The following is a 23754-nucleotide window of genomic DNA, read 5'->3' on the forward strand; positions in this document are numbered from 1 at the left end:
GTCAGTAGTTGGAGAGCCGGCGGGGCCCGAGGTCGGTACGGGCCGGGGGCGGCGAGAGCCGGACGCTCGCTCCGAGGACCGTCAGCCCCTGGGTGGCGACCACCACGGGTTCCAGGGCCACGGCGACCACCTCGGGGTGGTCGTCGACCAGCAGCGAGACCCTGAGCAGCAGTTCTTCCAGCGCCGCGGTGTCCACGGGCGCCGAGCCGCGCCAGCCGAAGAGGACCGGGGCGGCCCGGATCGAGCGGATCAGCTCGGCGGCGTCCCGGTCGGTGGCCGGAACCAGCCGGTGGGCGGTGTCACCGAGCAGCTCGGACGGCGCGCCCGCCAGGCCGAAGGAGAGGACGGCGCCCGCGGCCGGGTCGATCGTGGCCCGTACGACGGTGTCGACACCGCGCGGGGCCATGGCCTGCACCACGGGCCGCAGCTCGACGGGCTTGCCCAGCAGCTCCGTCAGTTCGCCGTAGGCGCGGCGCACGGCGGACTCGGTGGCGAGGTCCAGCCGGACGCCGCCGAGGTCGGCGCGGTGGCGCAGATGGGGTGCGGTGGTCTTCAGCGCGACCGGGTAGCCGAGCCGCGCGGCGGCGGCGACGGCCGCCTCCGCGTCCGGGGCCGGCAGCGTCGGCCGGACGGTGATGCCGTAGCAGGCCAGCAGCTCGCGGGCCTCGTCGGGCGACAGGGGCCTGCCGCGCGGATCGGGGTCCTTGCCGAGAATCGCGTCGATACGGGCTGCCGCGCCCGCCTCGTCGATGGTGTCGTCGAGGAACTCGGGCACCTTGCCGGGGACCGCCGCCTGGCGTCGCCACTGGGCGTACTTCACGGCTTCGGAGAGCGCGCGGACGGCGCGTTCGGCTGCCGGGTAGGCGGGGATCCGGCCGGTGGCGCGGGCTTCACCGGGTCCGGCCGCCTCGGGCGCGGCGTCCGTACCGCCGGAGGGCGTGGGCGTGGCGTCCGTCGGGCCCGACGGACGTGCCGGGGCCGGGCGCTGCTGGGCCACCGTGCTGGTGGCCGCGGCCAGGGCCTCCGCGAGGCCGCCGATCTCCACGTGGACGACGGCCACCGGCTTGGCCGGACCCGCGGCGGCCGCCGTGTGCAGGGCGGTGGCCAGCACCTCGCCGTCGCCCTGCTCCGCCTCGCCGTCCTCCCCCACCCACGGGATGGCCGTCACGATCACCGCGTCGCAGCCCTCGTCGGCCAGCGCCTCTGCCAGCGCGTCCCGGAAGTCCTGCGGGGTGGCGGCGGTGGTGAGGTCGCGCGGCGGACGCGGGCGCAGCCCCTCGGCCAGGCAGGCGTCGTACGTGAGCAGCCCGAGGGATTCGGAGTTGCCGAGGATCGCGACGCGGCCGCCGGCCGGGAGCGGCTGGTCCGCGAGGAGCAGCCCCGCGTCGATCATCTCGGTCACCGTGTCGACGCGGATCACTCCCGCCTGCCGCATCAGCGCGGAGACGGTGGCGTCCGGGATCCGGCTGATGGGTACGGCGTGCCCCGGCGGGGTGGAGCCGCTGTGCCGGGCGCCCTTGACCACGACCACCGGCTTCACCGCGGCGGTGCGCCGGGCGAGCCGGGTGAACTTGCGGGGGTTACCGAGCGATTCGAGGTACAGCAGGGCGACATCGGTGTCCGGGTCCTCGTACCAGTACTGGAGGAAGTCGTTGCCGGAGATGTCGGCGCGGTTTCCGGCCGAGATGAAGGTGGAGAGCCCCGCGCCGCGCCGGTAGAGCCCGGAGAGCAGGGCGATGCCGATCGCGCCGGACTGGGTGAACAGGCCGATGCGCCCGGAGGCGGGCCGTTCCGGGGCGAGTGAGGCGTTCAGCCGGACCGCCTCGGAGTTGTTGATGACGCCGAAGGCGTTCGGGCCGATGATGCGCATGCCGTACGAGCGGGCCTGGCGCACCAGTTCGCGCTGCCGTTCGCGGCCCTCCGCGCCCCACTCGGCGTATCCGGCGGAGAGGACGACGAGGCCCTGGACGCCGTGTTCCCCGCAGTCGGCGACGGCCTCCGGCACCCGCTCGGCGGGGACGGCGACGACGGCCAGGTCGACCGGTTCGCCGATCTCGCCGAGGGAGCGGTGGGCGGGCACCCCGTCGATGGTGTCCTGGTCCGCGGCCAGGGCGCTGTTCACCGCGTAGGCGCGGCCGGTGAAGCCCGCGCCCAGGAGGTTGCGCAGGACGGTGCGGCCGACCCCGCCCGGGTTGCGCCCCGCACCGATGACGGCGACGGAGCCGGGGGCGAGCAGCCGCTGCACGGACCGCGCCTCCGCCCGCTGCTCGCGGGCGCGCTGGACGGCGAGCGACTCCGCGGTCGGTTCGAGGTCCAGGGTGAGGTGGACGGAGCCGTCCTCGAAGCTGCGCTGCTGGGTGTATCCGGCGTCCCGGAACACCTTGATCATCTTGTTGTTGGCGGGGAGCACCTCTGCGGCGAAGCGCCGGATGCCGCGCTCGCGGGCGACGGCCGCGATGTGTTCGAGGAGGGTGGAGGCGACCCCGCGGCCCTGGTGCGCGTCCTGGACGAGGAAGGCGACCTCCGCCTCGTCCGCCGGGGCCGAGGCGGGCCTGCCCGTGGCGTCGATCCGGTCGTAGCGGACGGTGGCGATGAACTCGCCGCCCACCGTGACGGCGAGTCCCACCCGGTCGACGTAGTCGTGATGGGTGAAGCGGTGGACGTCCTTGGCGGAGAGCCGGGGGTAGGGGGCGAAGAAGCGGTAGTACTTCGACTCGTCGGAGACCTGCTCGTAGAAGCTGACCAGCCGTTCGGCATCGTCCGTGGTGATCGGCCTGATCCGGGCGGTGCCGCCGTCGCGGAGCACCACGTCCGCCTCCCAGTGGCCGGGGTAGGCGTGATGCGGACTCTGCTCCACAGACGGCTCCATGGGCAAAGCGTACGGCTCCGCCAGCGGTCGCGTGGGGGTCGGGGCCGGGGCAGTCTGGGGGTGGCCGGCCGACGGCGGAAGCGGTCCGCGGACGGGCCGCGGGTCGGCCGGAGCATCGCGCACTGCATGAGAGACTGGTCTAGACAACCATTGATTCGTGAAGGGCAGAACCATGGCTGAGCGCCGCGTCAACGTCGGTTGGGCCGAGGGCCTGCACGCCCGCCCCGCATCCATCTTCGTCCGTGCCGCCACGGCCTCCGGCGTCCCCGTGACCATCGCCAAGGCCGACGGCAACCCGGTGAACGCCGCGTCCATGCTCGCGGTGCTCGGGCTCGGCGCCCAGGGCGGCGAGGAGATCATTCTCGCGTCCGAGGCCGACAACGCGGACGCCGCTCTGGACCGTCTGTCCAAGCTGGTCGCCGAGGGGCTCGACGAGCTCCCGGAGACCGTCTGACCCAGCGGTCACGACCGCCTGGAATTCCTGCGCGAGAGCCGCGGCACCCCCGACCGGGAGCCGCGGCTTTTGCGTTCGCACGAGAATGCCGTCCATTGCGACCCATATGGTCCGGCCGCCGGAAATAATTCAGGACGGCGAGCGGAACAACGGAATGGACAGCACCAGAACGCTTCGGCGAATAGCTACTTCTTTTATACGGCGTAATTGTTAACGACGGCCGCCCTGGGTGTTTACGGCATGTTGCGAAGTCCTCACCCGGCCGGCCCGGGGTACGGCCGGAGCAGCGGGGCGGCCGGGGCGGCGCAGCCGGTGCGCGGCGGTGGCCCGCTCGGCGTGCTGGGCGGCGAGCGCCCTCGCCCGTTCCGCGTCGCCGCGCGCCACGGCGTCCACGATGGCCCCGTACTCGGCCCAGGAATCGGCGGGGCGGGCCGGCGGGTCGACCGCGTACATCCAGGCGATCTTGTGCCGGAGCTGGGTGAGCAGGGCGATCAAGCCGGGGCTTCCGGAGGCCTGGGCGAGGGTCTCGTGGAACCAGCCGCCCAGTGAGCGCAGATCCTCGCCCTCGCCCCGGCGGGCCCGCTCCTGGCCCAGCCTGACGAGGCCGCGCAACACCTTGAGGTGGGCGTCTGTGCGGCGCTGGGCGGCACGGGCCGCGCCGAGCGGCTCCAGCAGCATCCGGACCTCAAGCAGGTCCGCCGCCTCCTGCTCGTCGGGCTCTGCGACGCAGGCCCCGGCATGCCTGCGGGTGACCACGAAGCCCTCGGACTCCAGGGTGCGCAGCGCTTCACGCACCGGGACGCGGGAAACCCCGTAACGGCGTGCGAGCACTTCCTCGGTGAGTCGGCTGCCGCGTTCGAAGACACCGGAGACGATGTCGTCACGGATTGCCGTGCATACCGAATGCGCCGGAATGCGCATGTCCGAACCTCCGCCTTAATCCCCGCGAAACGCGGCCGATCGACGCCTGTCCTGTGACTCTATTGCAATGCGGACGCATTTCCGATGCCGGGCGGAAATTCATGAATATCTTTTGGTTCCGGACGCGGGTACGGCTGAAGGCCCCGGCGCGTCGCCGGGGCCTTCGGTGAGATGCTTCGCGTCGGTCAGACGGTGACGCCGTGGGCACGCAGATACGCGACCGGGTCCATGTCGGAGCCGTACGACGGGGTGGTGCGGGCCTCGAAGTGGAGGTGGGGTCCGGTGGCGTTGCCGGTGGCACCGGAGAGGCCGATCCGCTGCCCCTGGCCGACGCTCTGGCCGACGGACACGGCGATCGAGGAGAGGTGGCCGTACTGGGTGTACGTGCCGTCCGTCATCCGGAGCACGATGTTGTTGCCGTACGCGCCGCCCCAGCCGGCCTCGACGACCGTACCGGCGCCGACGGCGACGACGGAGCTGCCGGACGCGGCGTGGAAGTCGATGCCGGAGTGGCTGCCGGAGGACCAAAGGGAGCCGCTGGACTTGTAGCCGGTGCTCACGTAGGAACCCGCGACGGGCAGCTGGAAGGTGCCCAGCCGGGCGCGCTCGGCGGAGCGGGCGGCACGCGCCTCGCTCTCGCGGGCCTTCTTGGCCCTGGCGGCTTCGGCCTTGGCCTTCCTGGCCTTCGCCTCGGCCTTCTTCTTCGCGTCGGCTTCGGCCTTGGCCTTCGCCTCGGCGGCGGCGTCGGCCTGGTGCCGCTGTGCGTCCGCCTGGGCGTCGATCCGCTCGGCCAGGTCGCCCTCGATGGCGATGATCTGGGAGAGGCCGGTGTCGGCGGCGGGAGCCTCGGTGTCCGCGGCGAGCGCCGGGGAGGCCAGCGAGCCGATGACTCCGGTGGTCGCCAGGGTCGCGATGCCGACCGCCTTCGCGCCGCGGCGCGTCATACGGCACGGGGCACGGTGCTTCCCCGTGGCACGGGTGAACGCCATGAAGTGGCTGGTCCTTTCCTTCCTTCTCGCCTACCGGGTTAGCTGACGGGTTCGGAGCAGGAAGGTCTCCTACGGAGTCCCGGCCTCGTCGAGGCGTGGGCATCCGATTCACCCCAGGGACTGCGTGGGTCCCCGGCTCCCCCGGCTCGCGCCTGACGGGGACTCGGCGATGGCTGCCCGGTACGTCGCGGATGCGGCATACGAGTGACGGACAGCCGCGCCGACGCTAAGCGGGGGCACTTCCCCGCACCAAACGGACAGGCGGTTTTGTAGCGCATCCCACAGGGCAGACAGGCAACCTCTCCACCAAAGCGGACATAAAGGGAGGCCCTGGCGGCAGACGACCCGCCAGGGCCTCGCCCCCGCCCCGCTGTCGGGGGCGGTGGCAGTTCAGCCGGTGACGACCGAGACCTCTCCGATGCCGAGAGCCGAGACGGGCTCCTTGATCTGTGCGGCGTCCCCGACGAGGACCGTGACCAGCCGGTCCTCCGGGAAGGCGTTGACCACGGCCGCCGTGGCCTCCACCGTGCCGGTCTCCGCCAGGCGCGCGTACAGCTGCGCCTGGTAGTCGTCCGCGAGGTGCTGTTCGACCTGGTCCGCGAGGGTGCCCGCGACGGAGGCGGCCGTCTCGAACTTCAGCGGTGCCACGCCCACGAGGTTCTGCACGGCCGTCTCGCGCTCGGCGTCCGTCAGGCCCTCCGCGGCCAGGATCCGCAGCACCTTCCACAGGTCTTCCAGCGCCGGTCCGGTGGACTCCGTGTCCACCGAGCCGCTGATGGCGAGCATCGCGGCGCCGGTCGCCCCCGAGGCGGAGTCCCGGGCCGAGGAGCGCAGCACCTGGGCGAAGGCGCGCACGCCGTAGGTGTAGCCCTTCTCCTCACGCAGCACCCGGTCGAGCCGGGAGGTCAGCGTGCCGCCCAGGCAGTACGTGCCGAGCACCTGGGCCGGCCAGACGCTGTCGTGCCGGTCGGCGCCGATCCGGCCGATCAGCAGCTGGGTCTGCACCGCTCCGGGGCGGTCCACGATGACCACCCGGCCGGTGTCGTCGGCGGTGATCGGCGGGACCGGACGGGGCGCGGCGGTGTTGCCCGACCAGTCGCCCAGGGTGTCGGAGAGCAGGGCGTCCAGGTCGATGCCGGTGAGGTCACCGACGACCACGGCGGTCGCGGTGGACGGGCGGACGTGGGCGTCGTAGAAGGCGCGCACGGCCGCGGAGTCGATCCGCTCGACGGTCTTCTCGGTGCCCTGGCGCGGCCGCGACATCCGGGCCGTGGCCGGGAAGAGCTCCTTGGAGAGCTGCTTGGCCGCGCGCCGGGCCGGGTTCGCCTGCTCGTGCGGGATCTCGTCGAGCCGGTTGTTCACCAGCCGCTCGATCTCGCTGTCCGCGAAGGCCGGTGCCCGCAGGGCCTCCGCGACCAGGCCGAGCGCCTTGGCCAGCCGGGAGGCGGGCACCTCAAGGGAGACCCGGACGCCGGGGTGGTCGGCGTGGGCGTCCAGGGTGGCGCCGCACCGCTCCAGCTCGGCGGCGAACTCCTCCGCGCTGTGCTTGTCGGTGCCCTCCGACAGGGCGCGCGACATGATCGTGGCCACCCCGTCCAGTCCTTCGGGTTCGGCGTCGAGCGGGGCCTCCAGGAAGACCTCGACGGCGACGACCTGCTGGCCGGGGCGGTGGCAGCGCAGCACCGTGAGGCCGTTGGGCAGGGCACCGCGCTCGGGCGCGGGGAAGGCCCAGGGCCTGGCCGTCCCGGGGGCGGGCTGCGGGTGGTACTCCATCGAAACTCCAGTCACGGCAGCGTCGCTCACTTGTCCGCCCCTTCGTGCGCGTCGGTGTCGTCGGCGGCGGTCTCCGCCTCGTCTGCGGGCCCCGCGGGCTCGACCGGCTCGTAGACCAGCACCGCCCGGTTGTCGGGCCGCAGCTGGGCCCTGGCGGCCGCCCTGACCTCCTCCGCGGTGACGTCGAGAACCCGGTGCACGGCGCTCAGGGCGAGCTGCGGGTCACCGAACAGCACGGCGTACCGGCACAGTTCGTCGGCGCGGCCCGCGACCGTACCGAGCCGGTCCAGCCACTCGCGCTCCAACTGGGCCTGGGCGCGCTCCATCTCCTCGGGCGAGGGGCCCTCCTCGGCGAACCGGGCGAGCTCCTCGTCGACCGCGGCCTCGATCTGCGCCACCTCGACGCCGCCGGACGTCTTGACGTCCAGCCAGCCGAGCGAGGGCGCGCCGGCCAGCCGCAGCAGCCCGAACCCGGCCGCGACGGCCGTCCGGTCGCGGCGGACCAGGCGGTTGTGCAGCCGGGACGACTCGCCGCCGCCCAGCACGGTCAGCGCGAGATCCGCGGCGTCGCACTCCCGGGTGCCGTCGTGCGGCAGCCGGTAGGCGGCCATCAGCGCGCGCGCCGGGACCTCCTCGTGGACCTCCTCGCGCAGCTCACCGCCGATGACCTCGGGCAGCGAGCCGTCCCTCGGCGGCTGCTTGCCGTCGTGCGACGGGATGGTGCCGAAGTACTTCTCGATCCAGGCGAGCGTCTGCTCGGGGTCGATGTCACCGACGACCGAGAGCACCGCGTTGTTGGGCGCGTAGTTCGTACGGAAGAAGGACCGCGCGTCATCGAGGGTCGCCGCGTCCAGGTCCGCCATGGACCCGATCGGGGTGTGGTGGTACGGGTGGCCCTCCGGGTACGCGAGAGCGGTCAGCCGCTCGAACGCGGTGCCGTAAGGGACGTTGTCGTACCGCTGCCGGCGCTCGTTCTTGACGACGTCCCGCTGGTTCTCCATGGACTCCTCGTCGAGCGCGGCGAGCAGCGAGCCCATCCGGTCGGCCTCAAGCCACAGGGCGAGCTCCAGCTGGTGCGTGGGCATCGTCTCGAAGTAGTTGGTCCGCTCGAAACTGGTGGTGCCGTTGAGCGAGCCGCCGGCGCCCTGGACCAGCTCGAAGTGGCCGTTCCCCTTGACCTGGCCGGAGCCCTGGAACATCAGGTGCTCGAAAAGGTGAGCCAGACCGGTGCGTCCCTTGACCTCGTGGCGCGAGCCGACGTCGTACCAGAGGCACACCGCGGCGACCGGGGTCAGATGGTCCTCGGAGAGCACCACGCGCAGGCCGTTGGCCAGACGGTGCTCGGTCGCTGTCAAGCCGCCGGAGCCGGCCTGGGCTGTGGCCGTGTGACCCATGGGCATGTACGTCCCTTCGATCGCGATACTGGATGTGGTGCGAGACCTGCCACTGTAAGCAAGCGCACCGACACCTGGCGAAGTTCCCGTGCCGCGCACGTCGTGCGCAAGTCATGCGCGAGTCACGCGGAAGCCGTCGCGATGGAGGGTCCCGACCCCCTCGGGACGGGTGGAGAACCCCCCTCGGGACGGGTCGAGAACCGCCTTTGGGACGGGTCGAGGTCGGAGTTGTCGGTGCGGCGGTCCACAATGGTCCGCGTCAGAACCTGAGGTTGCCCGAACAGAATCCGTGAAGGAGTCGCAGCCGCGATGGCCCGCCGCAGCACGAAGACCCCGCCGCCGGACGACTTCGAGGAGAAGATCCTCGACATCGACGTCGTCGACGAAATGCAGGGCTCCTTCCTTGAGTACGCGTATTCGGTGATCTACTCACGGGCCCTGCCGGACGCCCGTGACGGCTTGAAGCCGGTGCACCGCCGCATCGTGTACCAGATGAACGAGATGGGCCTGCGCCCGGACCGCGGCTACGTGAAGTGCGCCCGCGTCGTCGGCGAGGTCATGGGTAAGTTGCACCCGCACGGTGACGCGTCGATCTACGACGCGCTGGTGCGGATGGCGCAGCCGTTCTCCATGCGGCTCCCCCTGGTCGACGGCCACGGGAACTTCGGCTCGCTCGGCAACGACGACCCGCCGGCCGCGATGCGGTACACCGAGTGCCGGATGGCCGACGCGACGTCGTTGATGACGGAGTCGATCGACGAGGACACCGTCGCCTTCCAGTCGAACTACGACGGCCAGGAGCAGGAGCCGGTCGTCCTGCCGGCCGCCTACCCCAACCTCCTGGTCAACGGCACGACCGGGATCGCGGTCGGCATGGCGACCAATATGCCGCCGCACAACCTGGGCGAGGTCATCGCCGCCGCCCGCCACCTGATCAAGCATCCGGGCGCGGACCTGGACACCCTGATGCGGTTCGTCCCCGGTCCCGACCTGCCGACCGGTGGCCGGATCGTGGGCCTCGGCGGCATCAAGGACGCGTACGCGAAGGGGCGCGGCTCGTTCAAGATCCGTGCCACCGTCGCCGTGGAGAACGTCACGGCGCGCCGCAAGGGTCTGGTCGTCACCGAACTGCCCTTCAGCGTCGGTCCCGAGAAGGTAATCGCCAAGATCAAGGACCTGGTCTCGGCGAAGAAGCTCCAGGGCATCGCGGACGTCAAGGACCTCACCGACCGCGCGCACGGACTGCGCCTGGTCATCGAGGTGAAGAACGGTTTCGTGCCGGAGGCCGTGCTGGAGCAGCTCTACAAGCTGACGCCGATGGAGGAGTCCTTCGGCATCAACAACGTGGCGCTGGTCGACGGACAGCCGCTCACCCTGGGCCTCAAGGAGCTCCTGGAGGTCTACCTCGACCACCGCTTCGACGTGGTGCGCCGGCGCAGCGAGTTCCGCCGGACCAAGCGCCGCAACCGGCTGCACCTGGTCGAGGGCCTCCTCGTCGCGCTGATCGACATCGACGAGGTCATCCGGCTCATCCGGTCCAGTGACAATTCGGCGCAGGCCAAGGACCGGCTCATCGAGCGCTTCTCGCTGAGCGAGGTCCAGACGCAGTACATCCTGGACACCCCGCTGCGCCGGCTCACCCGGTTCGACCGGGTCGAGCTGGAGAGCGAGCGGGACCGGCTCAACGCCGAGATCGACGAGCTGACCGCGATCCTCGAATCGGACCCCGAGCTGCGCAAGCTCGTCTCCGCGGAACTGGCGGCGGTCGCCAAGAAGTTCGGCACCGACCGGCGTACGGTGCTGCTGGAGTCGGCCGGTTCGCAGATCGCCGCGGTTCCGCTGGAGGTCGCGGACGACCCGTGCCGGGTGCTGCTGTCCTCGACCGGTCTGCTGGCCCGTACGGCAAATGGCGACCCGATCGTCTTCGCCGAGGACGCCAAGCGCGCCAAGCACGATGTGATCGTGTCGTCCGTACCGGCCACGGCACGGGGCGACGTGGGTGTGGTGACCTCGACGGGGCGGCTGATGCGGCTCGCGGTGATCGATCTGCCGCAGCTGCCGGACACCCACGCGGCGCCCAACCTCTCGGGCGGTGCGATGGTCGCGGAGTTCCTCACTCTGGAGGCGGACGAGGAGGTCGTGTGCCTCACCACCCTCGACGAGTCCTCGCCGGGGCTGGCGATCGGCACCCTGCAGGGCGTCGTCAAGCGTGTGGTGCCCGACTATCCGGCCAACAAGGGCGAGCTGGAGGTCATCACTCTCAAGGACGGTGACCGGATCGTCGGGGCCGTGGAGCTGCGTACCGGCGAGGAGGACCTGGTCTTCATCACCTCGGACGCGCAGCTGCTGCGTTATCCGGCGGCGCAGGTGCGCCCGCAGGGGCGTCCGGCCGGCGGTATGGCGGGCGTGAAGCTCACGGAGGGCGCGGAGGTGCTCTCGTTCGCCGCGGTGGATCCGGCCTCCGACGCCGTGGTGTTCACGGTGGCCGGTTCGCACGGCACGCTGGACGACTCCGTGCTGACCTGCAAGCTCACCCCGTTCGACCAGTACCCGCGCAAGGGCCGGGCCACCGGCGGGGTGCGCTGTCAGCGGTTCCTGAAGGGCGAGGACGTGCTCACGTTCGCCTGGGCGGGCCCGACACCCCCTCGCGCCGCGCAGAAGAACGGCACACCGGCGACGCTGCCCGAGCCCGACCCGCGCCGGGACGGTTCGGGGACGCCGCTGGAGTCCCCGGTCGCGGTGATCGCCGGCCCGGTGTAGCCAGCCCGGCCCGTGGCGCTACATGTCGTCGCCGGGCCCGCGCACATATCGCAGGACGCCCCACATGGATCGCTCGTGTGCGGCGTCCTGCTCCGTGTCCGGCGTCGGCTCGTCCGCCGCGCGACAGCCCTCCAGCGACTTGCGCAGACCCGGTACGTCGATGCCGGAGCCGATCAGCACGAGCCGGGTCAGCCGGGGCCCGCCACGGGTCCAGGGCTGCGGGGCGAACCGCAGGAACCTGCCGACGGCGTGCAGCGCGTAGGCGTTGTCGGGGTCTCCCGCGCCGAAGTCGACGTACCCCTTGATCCGGTAGAGGCCTTCCGGCCGGGAGTCCAGGAAGGCCATCAGCCGACGGGGACTCATGGGCACGTCAGAGGTGAAGTCGAGACTCTCGTACGCCGCGTGCAGATGGTCCCCGTGCTCCTCGCCGGTCTCCGCCGCCCGCTCCTCCAGGTACAGGTCCTCGAAGCTCAGCTGACGTGCCTTCTCCTCGCTGTCGGGCCGCAGCGCGGGATCGAAGAGCAGCTCCGGGTCGACGCGTCCGTAGCTGGCTGGGACGACGGCCGCCGTGCTGCCGGTGGCCGCGACGGCCTCCCGGACACGCGACTGCTCAGCCTCCCCGGCCCGGTCGGTCTTGTTCAGTACGACGAGGTCCGCGACGGCGAGATGGCGGTCGATCTCCGGGTGACGCTCCCGGGTGGCGGCGAACTCGGCCGCGTCGACCACCTCGACCAGTCCCCCGTACACGATGTGCGGGTTGTCGCTGGCCAGCAGCATCCTTACGAGTTCCTGGGGTTCGGCGAGGCCGCTCGCCTCGATGACGATCACATCGAGGCGGGCGGCGGGCCGGGTCAGGGTCTCCAGGTAGGTGTCGAGCCCGCTCACGTCGACCGCACAGCACAGGCAGCCGCCGCCGAGCGATACGGTCGAGCCGACCTGCCCGGACACGGTCATGGCGTCGATCTCGATGGACCCGAAGTCGTTGACGATCACGCCGATCCGGTTTCCGGCGCGATGCCGCAGCAGGTGGTTGAGCAGCGTCGTCTTGCCGGATCCCAGGAATCCGGCGAGGACGATGACCGGGATCTGCCGGCTGCGGGGCGGTGACGACGGGTTCAACGGGGCCCTTCCAGGGGACGTCAGGCGGCAGGGACCGGCTGCGGCGGAGGCGGGCCGACATAGCGGGCCGCCGGGCGGATGATCTTGGAGTCCTCCGCCTGCTCCAGCATATTGGCGCTCCAGCCGACCACTCGCGCGGAGCAGAACGTCGGCGTGAACATCTCGCGCGGCAGCCCGCACAGCTCCATGACCACTCCGGCGTAGAACTCCACGTTGGTGTGCAGTTCCCGGCCCGGCTTCAGCTCCGCGAGGATCGCCTCGACCTGCCGTTCCACCTCGACGGCGAAGTCGACGAGCGGGCCGCCGAAGCTCTGGGAGATGGAACGCAGCATGCGGGAGCGGGGATCCTCCGTGCGGTAGACCGGGTGACCGAAGCCCATGATCCGGTCACCGGCGAGGACCCGCTCGCGGATCCAGCCGTCGATGCGGTCCGGGGTCCCGATGGCGTCCAGGGCACGGCTCGGCGCACCGCCGTGCAGCGGTTCGGAGAGCGCGCCGACGCCCGCCACCAGGCAGGCGGCGACGTCCGCACCGGTGGAGGCGACGACCCGGCCGGTGAAGGTCGAGGCGTTGAAACCGTGGTCCACGGTGGAGATCAGATACTGCTCGACGGCCCTGACCCGGGCGGCGTCCGGCACGGAACCGGTGAGCATGTAGAGGTAGTTGGCCGCGTAGGGCAGGTCGTCGCGCGGTTCCACCGGTTCGAGCCCCTGACCGAGCCGGTGCAGGGCGGTGAGCACGGTGGGGACGGCGGCGCAGGCGGTCAGCGCGTCGGCGCGGCGCCGGTCGGCGTCGATGTCGTACACCGGCCGGAAGCCCGCCGACGCGCCGAGCAGCGAGAGCGCCGTGCGCAGCCCCGCGAGCGGGCCGGAGACGGCGCCCGCGCGGGCTATGGCGGGCAGGGCGTCCCGTACCTCTGCGGGCAGCCGGCGCAGGGCGGCGGTGCGGGTGGCGAAGTCGGCGCGGGCGGCCGGACCCGCAGCTCGCCCTCGGTCATCAGGTACCAGACGTCCTCGAAGCTGCGGGTCTGCGCCAGCTCGATCGCCGAGTACTGCCGGTAGTGGTAGAAGCCCTCGCGGCCCCGGACATCCCCGAGAGCCGTGTCGGTGACGACGACACCCGCGAGACCGCGGGGGACGTCGAGCGGGGCCGAGCCGGTCATGGTCGTCATTGCTTCCTCCAAGAACATTCCGGTGCTGCGACTCTTGACATTGATTCGACTGTCTATACTTGACTGAATATCTGTCAATGTTGATTGAATCAATATGGATACGGTGAGCACCATGACGGATCAAGCGGGCGCGGGCGACGGTTCGGAGCGCACGGCGCAACGGCTCACCACCCGGGAGACGGCCGAGCGCCTGGGCGTGAAGCCCGAGACGGTGTACGCGTACGTGAGCCGGGGCCAGCTGAGCAGCAACCGCGCGCCCGGCGGGCGGGGCAGTACGTTCGACCCGGCGGAGGTCGACGCCCTGGCGCGGCGGACGGGACGCAGGGAGCCCGCCTCCCCGGCCGGCGAGCTGTCGTTCCGGACCGGCATCACGCTCATCGAGGGCGACCGCTACTGCTTCCGCGGTGTGGACGCCACGGAGCTGGCCCGGCGTCACACCTACGAGGAGATCGCCGAGTGGCTCTGGACCGGTGAGCTGCGGACGGGCGCGCACTTCACCGCGCCCCGCGAGGCGCTGGCCTCGGCGCGCCGGACGGTGGGCGCGCTGCCGGCACACTCCGGTCCGACGGACCGGCTGCGGGTCGCGGTCGTTGCGGCGGCCGCCGCCGATCCGCTGCGTTTCGACCTGTCGCGCGAGGCGGTGCTGGGAAGCGCGCGGAGCCTGATCCCGACGCTGGTGGGCGCGCTGCCGACGGTGGACGCAGGCGGGGCGGGGATCCTGGACGAGGACGGGGAGCGGGAGGGGGGCTCGGACCGGGCCGGGGGCCGGGACGAAGGTGGCTGCGCGGGCACGGCCGCCGATCCCGGCCTGGCACATCAGCTGTGGCCGAAACTCACCGCACACCCGGCCGACGAGCCGTCACTCGACGTGCTGGACACCGCTCTCGGGCTGCTGATCGACCACGATCCGGCCGCTTCCACCCTGGCGGCCCGGGTCGCGGCCTCGGCGCGGGCCCACCCCTATGCGGTGGTCTCGGCCGGGCTCGGAGTCCTGGAGGGGCCACTGCACGGCGTGGCCAGCGGGCTGGCGCACCGGATGCTGGCCGAGGTCCTGGAGCGGGGCGGCGCTGCCCCGGTGGTCGCGGACCGTCTCCGTACCGGCCGCCGGGTGCCGGGGCTGGGCCACCGGCTCCACACCGGCGAGGACCCGCGGGCCACCGCGCTGTTCGCGCTGCTCGCGGACATCCCCCGAGCGGCTCCGGCGCTGGCCGCGGCCCGCGACGTGGTCGCCACGACCGCGCGCCACGCCCCAATGCACGCGAATGTCGATATGGCGCTCGCGGTGCTGTCCGTCTCCTCCGGCATGGCCGCGGAGGCGGGCGAGACCGTGTTCGCGATCTCCCGGACGGCGGGGTGGATCGCGCACGCCCTGGAGGAGTACGGGGAGCGCCCGCTGCGGATGCACCCCATCGGCCAGTACATCGGACCGCGGCCGCCCCGGCCGCGGTCCGATGCCACAGGATCACCTTCGCAATAGACTGTTCGCCAGGCGCAAATTAACGACGATCAGCGGGAAGTGTTGCGCGGGGGCCGGGCCGTGGAACCGCGCACCACCAGTTCCGGCTCGAAGAGCAGCTCGTCGGACGGCACGGTACGCCCGCCGATCTGCATGGAGAGCAGCTCGACCGCGGCCCGGCCCATGGCCTCGATCGGCTGGCGGACCGTGGTCAGCGGGGGCTCCGTGCAGTTCATGAACGCCGAGTCGTCGTACCCGACGACGGAGACGTCCGCGGGCACCGAGAGGCCGCGGCGGCGTGCCGCGCGCACCGCCCCGAGGGCCAGCACGTCGCTGGCGCAGATGAAGCCGGTGACCCCTTCGTCCAGCAGCCGCATGGCGGCCGCCTGCCCGCCCTCCAGGGAGTACATCGCCCTGGCGACCCACTTGTCCGGCATGGTCGTACCGGCCTCCTCCGCGAGCACCCGGGCGGCGGCCAGCTTGCGCTGCGAGGGCACGTGGTCCGAGGGGCCGAGCACCAGGCCGATGCGCTCGTGGCCGAGCGAGACGAGGTGCCGCCAGGCCTGTTCGACGGCCACGGTGTCGTCGCAGGAGATGCCGGGGAAGTCGAGGTGGTCGATGGCCGCGTTGATGAGGACGACGGGGATCTTCCGGTCGGCCAGCACCTTGTAGTGGTCGTGGGGGGCGTCGGTCTGGGCGTAGAGGCCACCGGCGAAGACGACGCCCGAGACCTGCTGCTGCAGGAGCAGTTCGACGTACTCCGCCTCGGAGACGCCCCCCTTGGTCTGGGTGCACAGGACGGGCGTGAGGCCCTGCTGGGCGAGCGCGCTCCCGACCACCTCGGCGAAAGCGGGGAAGATCGGATTCTGCAGCTCCGGCAGGACCAGGCCGACCAGCCGGGCCCGCTCGCCGCGCAGTTGGGTCGGCCGCTCGTAACCGAGCACGTCCAGCGCGGACAGGACGGCCTGCCGCGTGGCGTCGGAGACTCCTGGCTTGCCGTTGAGCACCCGGCTGACCGTGGCCTCGCTGACTCCAACCTTTTGTGCCACCTGAGCAAGTCGTCGCGTCATGTGTGCAAGATTAGCGCAAGAAGCGCAAGCGGATTGCGTGGAGCTGGAAACGAGACAATCTCGGGAGGCCCCGGAGCGCTTCGCACCGTCTCCAAGCTGAGCGTGCCGCCCGCCGGCCGGCGGAGACACCGCGCCCGCTCAGCGGTCCCAGTGGGGTTCCCGCAGGTACAGCCCATGCGGGCCGACCGTCGCCAACAGCGTCACCGTACTCGCCGCCAGTCTCTTTCCGGCACCCCTCACCGCACAACTCGACGACCGGGCGGGGCCCATCGACCGGCCCTCGTACAACCCATCGGCCCTTGTACAACGCACCGCCGCCCGGCCGGATTGGCCGGATCGCTGGTCCTACGGGCCATCCCCGGGCGGGCGGATCCTGGAGCCGGCCCGATCCGAACGAGAGGCCCTAGGGTCTGTCTTCAAATTGCCGTCGTTGCCCGAAGGGCGGCCGGGCGGCGTCAGGTGCTTCCCCAAGCTCTCGGCTTCGTTCGAGCAGGGGAGACCCCATTTCTCGGCGTGCCGGCCCCAGTCCCCTGTACTGGACCGTACCGGGGTCTGGGGCCGGTGCGGCGAGAGTGCGTGCATGGCGTCGCCCGGCAGACGGCAGTTTGAAGACAGGCCCTAGACGGCGCCGGCGCCGGTCAGCGCGCGGACCTCGGTCTCCGCATGCTTGGCCGCGTCCGGCGGTTCCTTCGAGGTGACCGTACCGATCCAGCCGGCCAGGAACCCCAGCGGGATCGAGACCAGGCCCGGGTTCTCCAGCGGGAAGAGCTGGAAGTCCACGCCGGGGAAGAGCGAGGTGGCGCTGCCCGAGACGACCGGGGAGAGGACAACGAGCAGCACGGCGGGGATCAGGCCTCCGTAGACCGACCAGACCGCGCCGCGCGTGGTGAAGTTCCGCCAGAACAGCGAGTAGAGGAGCACGGGCAGATTCGCGGACGCCGCGACCGCGAAGGCCAGGCCCACCAGGAAGGCCACGTTCAGGTCCTGGGCGAGCAGGCCGAGTCCGATGGCGGCCACCCCGATCCCCGCCGCCGCGACCCTGGCCACGGCAACCTCGCTGCGCTGCCTGGAACCCGGGCGACGGAGCGAGGCGTAGAGGTCGTGGGCGACGGAGGCCGAGGAGGCCAGCGTGATTCCGGCGACGACGGCCAGGATGGTCGCGAAGGCCACGGCGGCGACGACGGCGAACAGAATCGTTCCCCCGGTGGATCCCTCGCCACCGCCGAGCACCAAGGCCAGCAGGGGAACAGCCGTGTTCCCAGCGGGATTCGAGGCCCGTACGTCCGCTGTGCCGACCAGCGCCGCCGCCCCGAATCCGAGCACGATCGTCATCAGGTAGAAGCTGCCGATGAGGCCGATCGACCAGACGACCGACCGGCGTGCCGCACGGGCGGTGGGCACGGTGTAGAACCGCGACAGGATGTGCGGCAGCCCGGCCGTGCCGAGCACCAGTGCCAGGCCGAGGCTGATGAAGTCGACGCGTGCCGTCCAGGTGCCGCCGTACCGGAGACCGGGCGAGAGGAACTTCTTGCGGTTGCCGCTGCGGTCGGCGGCGGAGTTGAGCAGCTCGTTGACATTGCCGTGGAAGTGCACCAGGACGAGCACGGTGAGCACGATTGTGCCCGCCATCAGCAGGACGGCCTTCACGATCTGGATCCAGGTGGTGGCGCGCATACCGCCGAGCGACACGTAGATCACCATGAGCGCCCCGACACCGATGACGGTCCAGGACCGGGCGGCCCCGCTCGTGCTGCCGAACAGCAGCGCCACCAGGCTCCCCGCGCCCACCATCTGTGCCACGAGGTAGAGGACGGAGACCGTGACGGAGGACGTCCCCGCCGCGATCCGGACCGGCCGCTCGGCCATCCGCGCCGCCACCACATCGGCCAGGGTGAACCGGCCGCAGTTGCGGACGAGTTCCGCGACGAGCAGCAGCACGACGAGCCAGGCGACCAGGAAGCCGACCGAGTAGAGCATGCCGTCGTAGCCGAAGAGGGCGATCAGACCGGAAATACCGAGGAAGGACGCGGCCGACATGTAGTCGCCGGCGATGGCGAAACCGTTCTCCATGGGCGAGAACAGCCGGCCGCCCGCGTAGAACTCCTCGGCGGAACCGTGCCGGTTGCGGCTCACCCAGGTGGTGATGCCGAGTGTCACGGCGATGAAGACACTGAACAGCAGCAGCGCCAGGGTCTGGTGATTCCCGTTCAACGCGCGGCCCCCCGCGTCATCTCCTGTGTCTCCCAGCGCAGATCGAGCGCTGCCCGGTCCCTGCGCAGCCGCGCGTGCCGCGCGTACGCACCGGTGAGCAGGAACGTCGTGAGGAACTGTCCGAGCCCCGCCACCATGGCGACGTTGACCGCACCGGCCACGGGTCTTGCCATCAGGCCGGGCGCGGTGACCGCCATGACCACGTAGGCGAGGTACCAGACGAAGAACGCGAGGGTGGCGGGGACGATGAAGCGCCGGTACCGGCGCCGCACCTCCTGGAAGGCTTCGCTGCGCTGTACCTCCAGGTAGATGTCCGCCGCACTGTGGCCGCGCTGCGGCAGCACGGAATCAGCTGTCCCGGCGGGCGCGAAGCTTCCCGTACTGTCCAGTTCCCCCCAGCCGGAGGCGAGCGCGTCGTACCAAGGGTCGTCGAGTCGCACCGCTGCGGACTCGTGCCCTGCTTCCTTCTCCACCGAACAACTCCCCTTGTCCACGGTCCACTTCGGCCGCGTATCCAAGAATGGTCAGATGGGGAAGATCCCGGGCACTTCATTCGCGAGACTTCACCTCTTCAGGTGAAGGATGCGCCGGGCGGCTGTGCGAGCCCTCGAACGTACGCATAGCGGACCGCCTGGGCGCGGTCACGGAGCCCCGCCTTGGCGAACAGGTTGTTGATGTGACTCTTCACGGTGGCCTGGGAGATGTGCAGGCTGCGGGCGATCTCCGCGTTGGACATCCCCTCGGCGATCAGGACGAGCACCTCCGCCTCGCGCGGGGTCATCCCGTCGGGCAGCTCCGGCTCAGTGCCCGCGGCCAGTGGCAACGGCCCCGTGGTGACCTGCTCCAGGAGCCGGCGCTGCACGGCGGGCGAGAGCCCGGCCTCGCCCGAGAGCACCGCCTTGATGGCCCGCACGATCTCGTCTCCCCCCGCGTCCTTGGTGAGATAGCCGCGGGCCCCCGCCCGGAGTGCGGGGAAGAGCGAATCGTCCTCGGCGAAGGTCGTGAGCACGACGACCTGGGTGGCGGGATGGTCCTCGCGGATCCGGCGCGTCGCCTCCACGCCGTCGCAGCGGGGCATGCGCAGGTCCATCAGGACCACGTCCGGGGCATGCTCAGCCACCAGGGCGACGGCCTCCTCCCCGTCCTTCGCCGATCCGACCACCTCGATCCCGGGCAGCAGGCCCAGCAGCATGACGATTCCCTCGCGCACCACCGACTGGTCGTCCGCCACCACCACCCGCGCGGTCACGCGGACACCCGCAGATTCACCACGAACCCCTCCTCGCCAGGACCGGCCTCCAGCGTGCCGCCGAGCAGTTCGGCGCGCTCCCGCATCCCCAGCAGACCGTATCCGGAGCCACTGACAGCGAGGTCGCTCCCAGGACTCTCACCCCCCGAATCACTGACCTCCAGGGCGATCCCGTCCGGCAGGTACTCCAGCCGGACGAGCACCCGGGCGCCGGGCGCGTGCTTGCGCACATTGGTCAGCGCCTCCTGTGCGACGCGCCGCACCGTCTGCGAGACCTCGGCGGTCAGCGCCCGGCGCTCCCCCTCCACCCTGACCTCGGCCGGCTCGGCCGCCACCAGCTGCCGCAGGAAATCCTCCACCGGGGACACCTCGCCGCGCAGGGCGGAGAGCGCCTGGCGGGTCTCCGCAAGCCCCTCACGGGCCATGGAGCGGGCCGCGACCACCCGCTGCAGGACCAGGTCCCGGAACTCCCCCGCGGGCTCCCTCTCGATCAGCAGCCGCGCCGCCTCCAGGTGCACCAGCTGCGCGGAGAGACTGTGGGCGAGCACGTCGTGGATCTCCCGGGCGATCCTGGACCGCTCGTCCAGGGCAGCCGTCTCGGCCTCCGCCACCCTCGCGGCCCGCTCCTGCGCGAGAAGCCGCCGCGCGCTTCCCCGGGCCTCGGCGTCCAGACGCAGTACGTATCCCGCGAGACAGAGCCCGGCCGTGGTCGCGGCCGTGGACAGCCAGTTGTCGGTGTTCACCAAGGCGTACGCACCGAGCGCCACCGCCGTGGACGGGACTCCCGCGACCAGCGGCAACCGCTCCAGAGCCGTGACCGCGCAACCGCACCAGAGCACCACCGCCGGCACCCTGGCTCCGGCCTCCTGTGCCCCGAACGCCGCCAGCATCAGCAGGGCGAGCGTGCCCAGCGAGAGCCACAGGCGGTTCTCCAGGCTGACCCGGAAGAAGGCCACCGCGAGCACCGCGCAGCCGAACACCCCGATCAGGCCGACCGCGATCTCCCAGGGCTCGAACAGTCCGCCCGTGAACGTCCCCCAGAGCATCACGGTGAGCAGTCCGGTCCGTACGGACCACGTGATGGCGACCCGCGGACGGGTGCGCTTCTCCCGCGAGAGAGCCTCCCGTGTTGGCCAGCTCGTCCATGAAGCGGGTGTCACACACGGTCCTTCCATGCCTGCCGGAACGGCGCGCGGTCAGCGTACGACGCCGGTATCCCGGCGGACCTCATCACCAGGATCCCGCTGCGCACCAGCAGCGTCACGGCCAGAGCCATCATCAGGGCGGAGCTGCCCTGATGTACGCCCAGCGCCGCGGCCACCCCGTAGAGGGCCGCCCTCAGCACCAGGCCTCCGGTCCAGACGTAGACGGTGGCCCTGGTCCCCTTGCTCCAGAGGGAGCCGTCCTCGGCGCGCCACAGCCGGGCCGTCCATCCCCAGGCCGCGCCCGTGACCAGCCCGACGGCCAGCTCGGCTCCCAGGACGGCGACGGAGAGCGTCTCGTGGTGCTGGTCGACGAGTCCGGGCTCGCGCAGCGCCATGACGAGCAGGACGCCGGGCAGGAGCCACCAGCGCCGGTCGCCGGAGATCTGCCGGGCCGAGCACTGGCGGACCACGACGAGAGCGATGACCGCGACGATCACCAGGACATTGACGAGCCCGGACATGGAAGCCTCCGAATGGCGGGAAGTTCTGTGACTCCGACGCTACGGAAACGGCCGGTTCAGGGAATCGGCTCAGGGGTTGAACGTGGGTGGAGCCGTCGTCTCCGCCCAGGGGTGGAGACGACGGCTCCGGTGTCGTGCGGGCCGGTCGTGCGGGCCAGTCCTGCGGGCCGCGGACTCAGACGTCGATGCGGGAGCGGTCCAGCGTGGCCGCCGAGCTGGTGATGAACTCCTTGCGGGGTGCCACCTCGTTGCCCATCAGCAGATCGAAGACCTGCTCGGACGATTCCAGATCGCCGATGTTGATCCGCCGCAGGGTGCGGAAGCGCGGGTCCATCGTGGTCTCCGCAAGCTGGTCGGCGTCCATCTCGCCCAGTCCCTTGTAGCGCTGGATCGAGTCCTTGTACCGGACGTTCTTGCGCTGGAGCTCCAGCAGCCGCGTGCGCAGCTCGTTGTCCGAGTACGTGTAGATGTACTTGTCCTGGCCCTTCTTCGGCTGGACGAGCTCGATCCGGTGCAGCGGGGGCACCGCGGCGAAGACCCGTCCCGCCTCGACCATCGGCCGCATGTACCGCTGGAAGAGCGTCAGCAGCAGGATGCGGATGTGGGCGCCGTCCACATCGGCGTCGACCAGCAGCACGATCTTGCCGTAGCGCGCGGCGGCGATGTCGAAGGTTCGTCCGGACCCTGCTCCTATGACCTGGATGATCGCGCCGCACTCGGCGTTCTTCAGCATGTCGGAGACGGATGCCTTCTGAACGTTGAGGATCTTGCCCCGGATCGGCAGCAGGGCCTGGAACTCGCTGTTCCGGGCCAGTTTGGCGGTGCCGAGCGCGGAGTCGCCCTCCACGATGAACAGCTCGCTGCGTTCGACGTCGTCGCTGCGGCAGTCGGCGAGCTTCGCGGGCAGCGAGGAGGATTCCAGAGCCGTCTTCCGGCGCTGCGCGTCCTTGTGCTGGCGGGCCGCGATCCGGGTGCGGGCGGCGGCCACCGCCTTCTCCAGGACGGCCCTGGCCTGGGCCTTCGCGTCGCGCTTGGTGGACGTCAGGAACGCCTTGAGCTCCTTGGCGACGACACTGGCGACGATCCGGTTGGCCGCGGATGTGCCGAGCACCTCCTTGGTCTGCCCCTCGAACTGGGGCTCCGCCAGCCGCACGGTCACGACCGCCGTGAGGCCCTCCAGGGCGTCGTCCTTGACAATGTCGTCCTCGGCGACGCGAAGGATCTTCGCGGAGCGGAGCACTTCATTGACCGTCTTCGTCACCGAGCGTTCGAAGCCGCTCACGTGCGTGCCGCCCTTGGGGGTGGCGATGATGTTGACGAAGGACTTGAGGGTGGTGTCGTAGCCGGTGCCCCAGCGCATCGCGATGTCGACGACCAGCTCCCGGGTGACCTCGGTCGCCGTCATGTGGCCGCGGTCGTCGAGCACGGGCACGGTCTCCTTGAACGTGCCCTGCCCCGTCAGGCGCAGGACGTCGCAGACCGCCTTGTCCTGGGCCAGGTACTCGCAGAACTCGCTGATCCCGCCGTCGAAGTGGAACGTCTCCTCCGTCTTGCCCTCGCCGTCCAGGCCTCGCTCGTCGCGCACGACGATGGTGAGGCCGGGGACGAGGAAGGCCGTCTGGCGGGCCCGCTGGTAGAGCGTGTCCAGATTGAGCTTGGCGTCCTTGAGGAAGATCTGCCGGTCGGCCCAGAACCGCACCCTCGTTCCGGTACGTGCCTTCGGGACCCGCTTGCCCTTGAGCAGCCCGTTGGCCGGGTCGAAGGGGCTTTCCGGCCCCTGCTCGGTGAAGATGCCGGGGACCCCGCGGCGGAAACTGATCGAGTGGGTCGCGCCGTGGAGGTCGACCTCCACGTCGAGCCGGGCGGAGAGGGCGTTCACGACGGAGGCGCCCACGCCGTGGAGACCACCGGAGGCGGCGTACGCGCCGCCTCCGAACTTGCCTCCGGCGTGCAGCTTGGTCATCACGACCTCGACGCCCGACAGTCCGGTCTTGGGCTCCGCGTCGACCGGGATGCCCCGGCCGTTGTCACGGACCTCGACGGAGTTGTCGTCGTGGAGGATGACCTCGATGTGGTCGCAGTAGCCGCCGAGGGCCTCGTCGACCGAGTTGTCGATGATTTCCCAGAGGCAGTGCATGAGGCCGCGGCTGTCGGTGGACCCGATGTACATCCCGGGGCGCTTGCGAACCGCTTCGAGCCCCTCGAGTACGAGCAGATGCCGCGCGGTGTAGTTGGAACCGTCTTGGTCTGCTCCGGTCAGCAGCGCAGTGGACGGCACGGACGTATCGGCGGTCACGCGGTTCGCTCCTCGCTGAATTTCATTTGGGGCCCAGTGGGTAACGGGCTCGGCTTCGGTTGCCGCTGAGAGGGTACCGAGGCCTGGTAGAGCGGGTGTAACGCCACCCCAGGAGAACCCTCACACTAGTCCAGCCTCGCATACATGTTCGATCCCTCGTCGGAGTGACGTGCACATCACGTTCCCTTCCAGGCATGAACCATTTAGGCTCCGGGCACGTCCTCATGAACAAGCCGGCAAGCCAGCCGGTCGGACGGACCGACCAAGACAAGCAATGCGAAACCGTAGCGCTACGCAATACGGCACATTCGCCGCGAACCGGCAACAGACAGCCTTCCTGAGAAGAAGTTTCGAAG

At 71.0% G+C, this 23754-nt stretch carries 16 protein-coding genes, 1 pseudogene and 1 riboswitch; of the genes and pseudogenes, 3 read left to right on the forward strand and 14 right to left on the reverse strand.

The genetic code is table 11. The features are described from left to right. Position 1 precedes the first annotated feature (1 nt). Positions 2-2869 carry a bifunctional acetate--CoA ligase family protein/GNAT family N-acetyltransferase gene (locus RLT59_RS08285; protein WP_311302818.1) on the reverse strand — a complete coding sequence of 956 codons (2868 nt, stop codon included), beginning with the start codon at positions 2867-2869 and terminating at the stop codon, positions 2-4. 172 nt (positions 2870-3041) lie between these two features. On the opposite strand from RLT59_RS08285, the gene RLT59_RS08290 reads away from it, so the two are divergent. Then, a complete protein-coding gene (locus RLT59_RS08290) occupies positions 3042-3323 on the forward strand; it encodes an HPr family phosphocarrier protein (RefSeq protein WP_311302819.1) in 282 nt (93 codons plus the stop codon). A 210-nt stretch (positions 3324-3533) separates the two neighbouring features. On the opposite strand, the gene RLT59_RS08295 is transcribed toward RLT59_RS08290, so the two are convergent. The 4 genes from RLT59_RS08295 to RLT59_RS08310 all read right to left on the reverse strand — a co-directional run bounded on the left by RLT59_RS08295 (position 3534) and on the right by RLT59_RS08310 (position 8406). Beyond that, the gene (locus RLT59_RS08295; RefSeq protein ID WP_311302820.1) at positions 3534-4244 is read right to left on the reverse strand and encodes a GntR family transcriptional regulator; all 711 of its coding nucleotides are present in this window, start codon (positions 4242-4244) and stop codon (positions 3534-3536) included. A 185-nt stretch (positions 4245-4429) separates the two neighbouring features. Then, positions 4430-5233 carry a M23 family metallopeptidase gene (locus RLT59_RS08300; protein WP_311302821.1) on the reverse strand — a complete coding sequence of 268 codons (804 nt, stop codon included), beginning with the start codon at positions 5231-5233 and terminating at the stop codon, positions 4430-4432. A gap of 13 nt (positions 5234-5246) precedes the next feature. Then, positions 5247-5412: riboswitch (cyclic di-AMP (ydaO/yuaA leader) on the reverse strand. Positions 5413-5623: 211 nt separating this feature from the next. After that, a complete protein-coding gene (locus RLT59_RS08305) occupies positions 5624-7006 on the reverse strand; it encodes a M16 family metallopeptidase (protein ID WP_311307647.1) in 1383 nt (460 codons plus the stop codon). Positions 7007-7032: 26 nt separating this feature from the next. Then, complete coding sequence (locus RLT59_RS08310) at positions 7033-8406, reverse strand: M16 family metallopeptidase (RefSeq protein WP_311302822.1); 1374 nt, start codon at positions 8404-8406, stop codon at positions 7033-7035. A gap of 303 nt (positions 8407-8709) precedes the next feature. Between RLT59_RS08310 and RLT59_RS08315 the strand changes: the two genes are divergently transcribed. Continuing rightward, complete coding sequence (locus RLT59_RS08315) at positions 8710-11160, forward strand: DNA gyrase/topoisomerase IV subunit A (RefSeq protein ID WP_311302823.1); 2451 nt, start codon at positions 8710-8712, stop codon at positions 11158-11160. 18 nt (positions 11161-11178) lie between these two features. Here RLT59_RS08315 and RLT59_RS08320 read toward each other — a convergent pair whose 3' ends face one another. Together RLT59_RS08320 and RLT59_RS08325 are read right to left on the reverse strand one after the other, a co-directional pair. Next, positions 11179-12279, reverse strand: coding sequence for a CobW family GTP-binding protein (locus RLT59_RS08320; RefSeq protein ID WP_311302824.1), 1101 nt, complete (start codon positions 12277-12279; stop codon positions 11179-11181). A gap of 20 nt (positions 12280-12299) precedes the next feature. After that, positions 12300-13450, reverse strand: a pseudogene (locus tag RLT59_RS08325) (citrate/2-methylcitrate synthase). A 112-nt stretch (positions 13451-13562) separates the two neighbouring features. Here RLT59_RS08325 and RLT59_RS08330 point away from each other — a divergent pair. Further along, positions 13563-14927: a citrate/2-methylcitrate synthase gene (locus tag RLT59_RS08330; RefSeq protein WP_311302825.1), complete on the forward strand. Its 1365-nt coding sequence runs from the start codon at positions 13563-13565 to the stop codon at positions 14925-14927. A gap of 29 nt (positions 14928-14956) precedes the next feature. Here RLT59_RS08330 and RLT59_RS08335 read toward each other — a convergent pair whose 3' ends face one another. The 7 genes from RLT59_RS08335 to RLT59_RS08365 form a co-directional block, all read right to left on the reverse strand. Next, on the reverse strand, positions 14957-15976 hold the full coding sequence (locus RLT59_RS08335; RefSeq protein WP_311302826.1) for a LacI family DNA-binding transcriptional regulator: 1020 nt from the start codon (positions 15974-15976) through the stop codon (positions 14957-14959). Between the two features lie 618 nt (positions 15977-16594). Continuing rightward, on the reverse strand, positions 16595-18187 hold the full coding sequence (locus tag RLT59_RS08340) for a monocarboxylic acid transporter (protein WP_311302827.1): 1593 nt from the start codon (positions 18185-18187) through the stop codon (positions 16595-16597). Then, positions 18184-18627, reverse strand: coding sequence for a DUF485 domain-containing protein (locus RLT59_RS08345; protein ID WP_311307648.1), 444 nt, complete (start codon positions 18625-18627; stop codon positions 18184-18186). Before RLT59_RS08345 ends, RLT59_RS08340 begins: the two co-directional genes overlap by 4 nt. A gap of 131 nt (positions 18628-18758) precedes the next feature. Beyond that, the gene (locus RLT59_RS08350; protein ID WP_311302828.1) at positions 18759-19436 is read right to left on the reverse strand and encodes a response regulator transcription factor; all 678 of its coding nucleotides are present in this window, start codon (positions 19434-19436) and stop codon (positions 18759-18761) included. Continuing rightward, positions 19433-20596, reverse strand: a complete 1164-nt coding sequence (locus tag RLT59_RS08355; protein WP_311302829.1) for a sensor histidine kinase — start codon at positions 20594-20596, stop codon at positions 19433-19435. Before RLT59_RS08355 ends, RLT59_RS08350 begins: the two co-directional genes overlap by 4 nt. After that, positions 20593-21102 carry a CcdC protein domain-containing protein gene (locus RLT59_RS08360; protein ID WP_311302830.1) on the reverse strand — a complete coding sequence of 170 codons (510 nt, stop codon included), beginning with the start codon at positions 21100-21102 and terminating at the stop codon, positions 20593-20595. The genes RLT59_RS08355 and RLT59_RS08360 overlap by 4 nt, the downstream gene beginning before the upstream one ends. A 175-nt stretch (positions 21103-21277) precedes the next feature. Further along, positions 21278-23398, reverse strand: a complete 2121-nt coding sequence (locus RLT59_RS08365; RefSeq protein ID WP_311302831.1) for a DNA gyrase/topoisomerase IV subunit B — start codon at positions 23396-23398, stop codon at positions 21278-21280. Between the last annotated feature and the right edge of the window lie 356 nt (positions 23399-23754).

The sequence above is a fragment of the Streptomyces sp. ITFR-6 genome (genome assembly GCF_031844725.1).
In the GTDB taxonomy this organism is placed as follows: Bacteria; Actinomycetota; Actinomycetes; order Streptomycetales; family Streptomycetaceae; genus Streptomyces.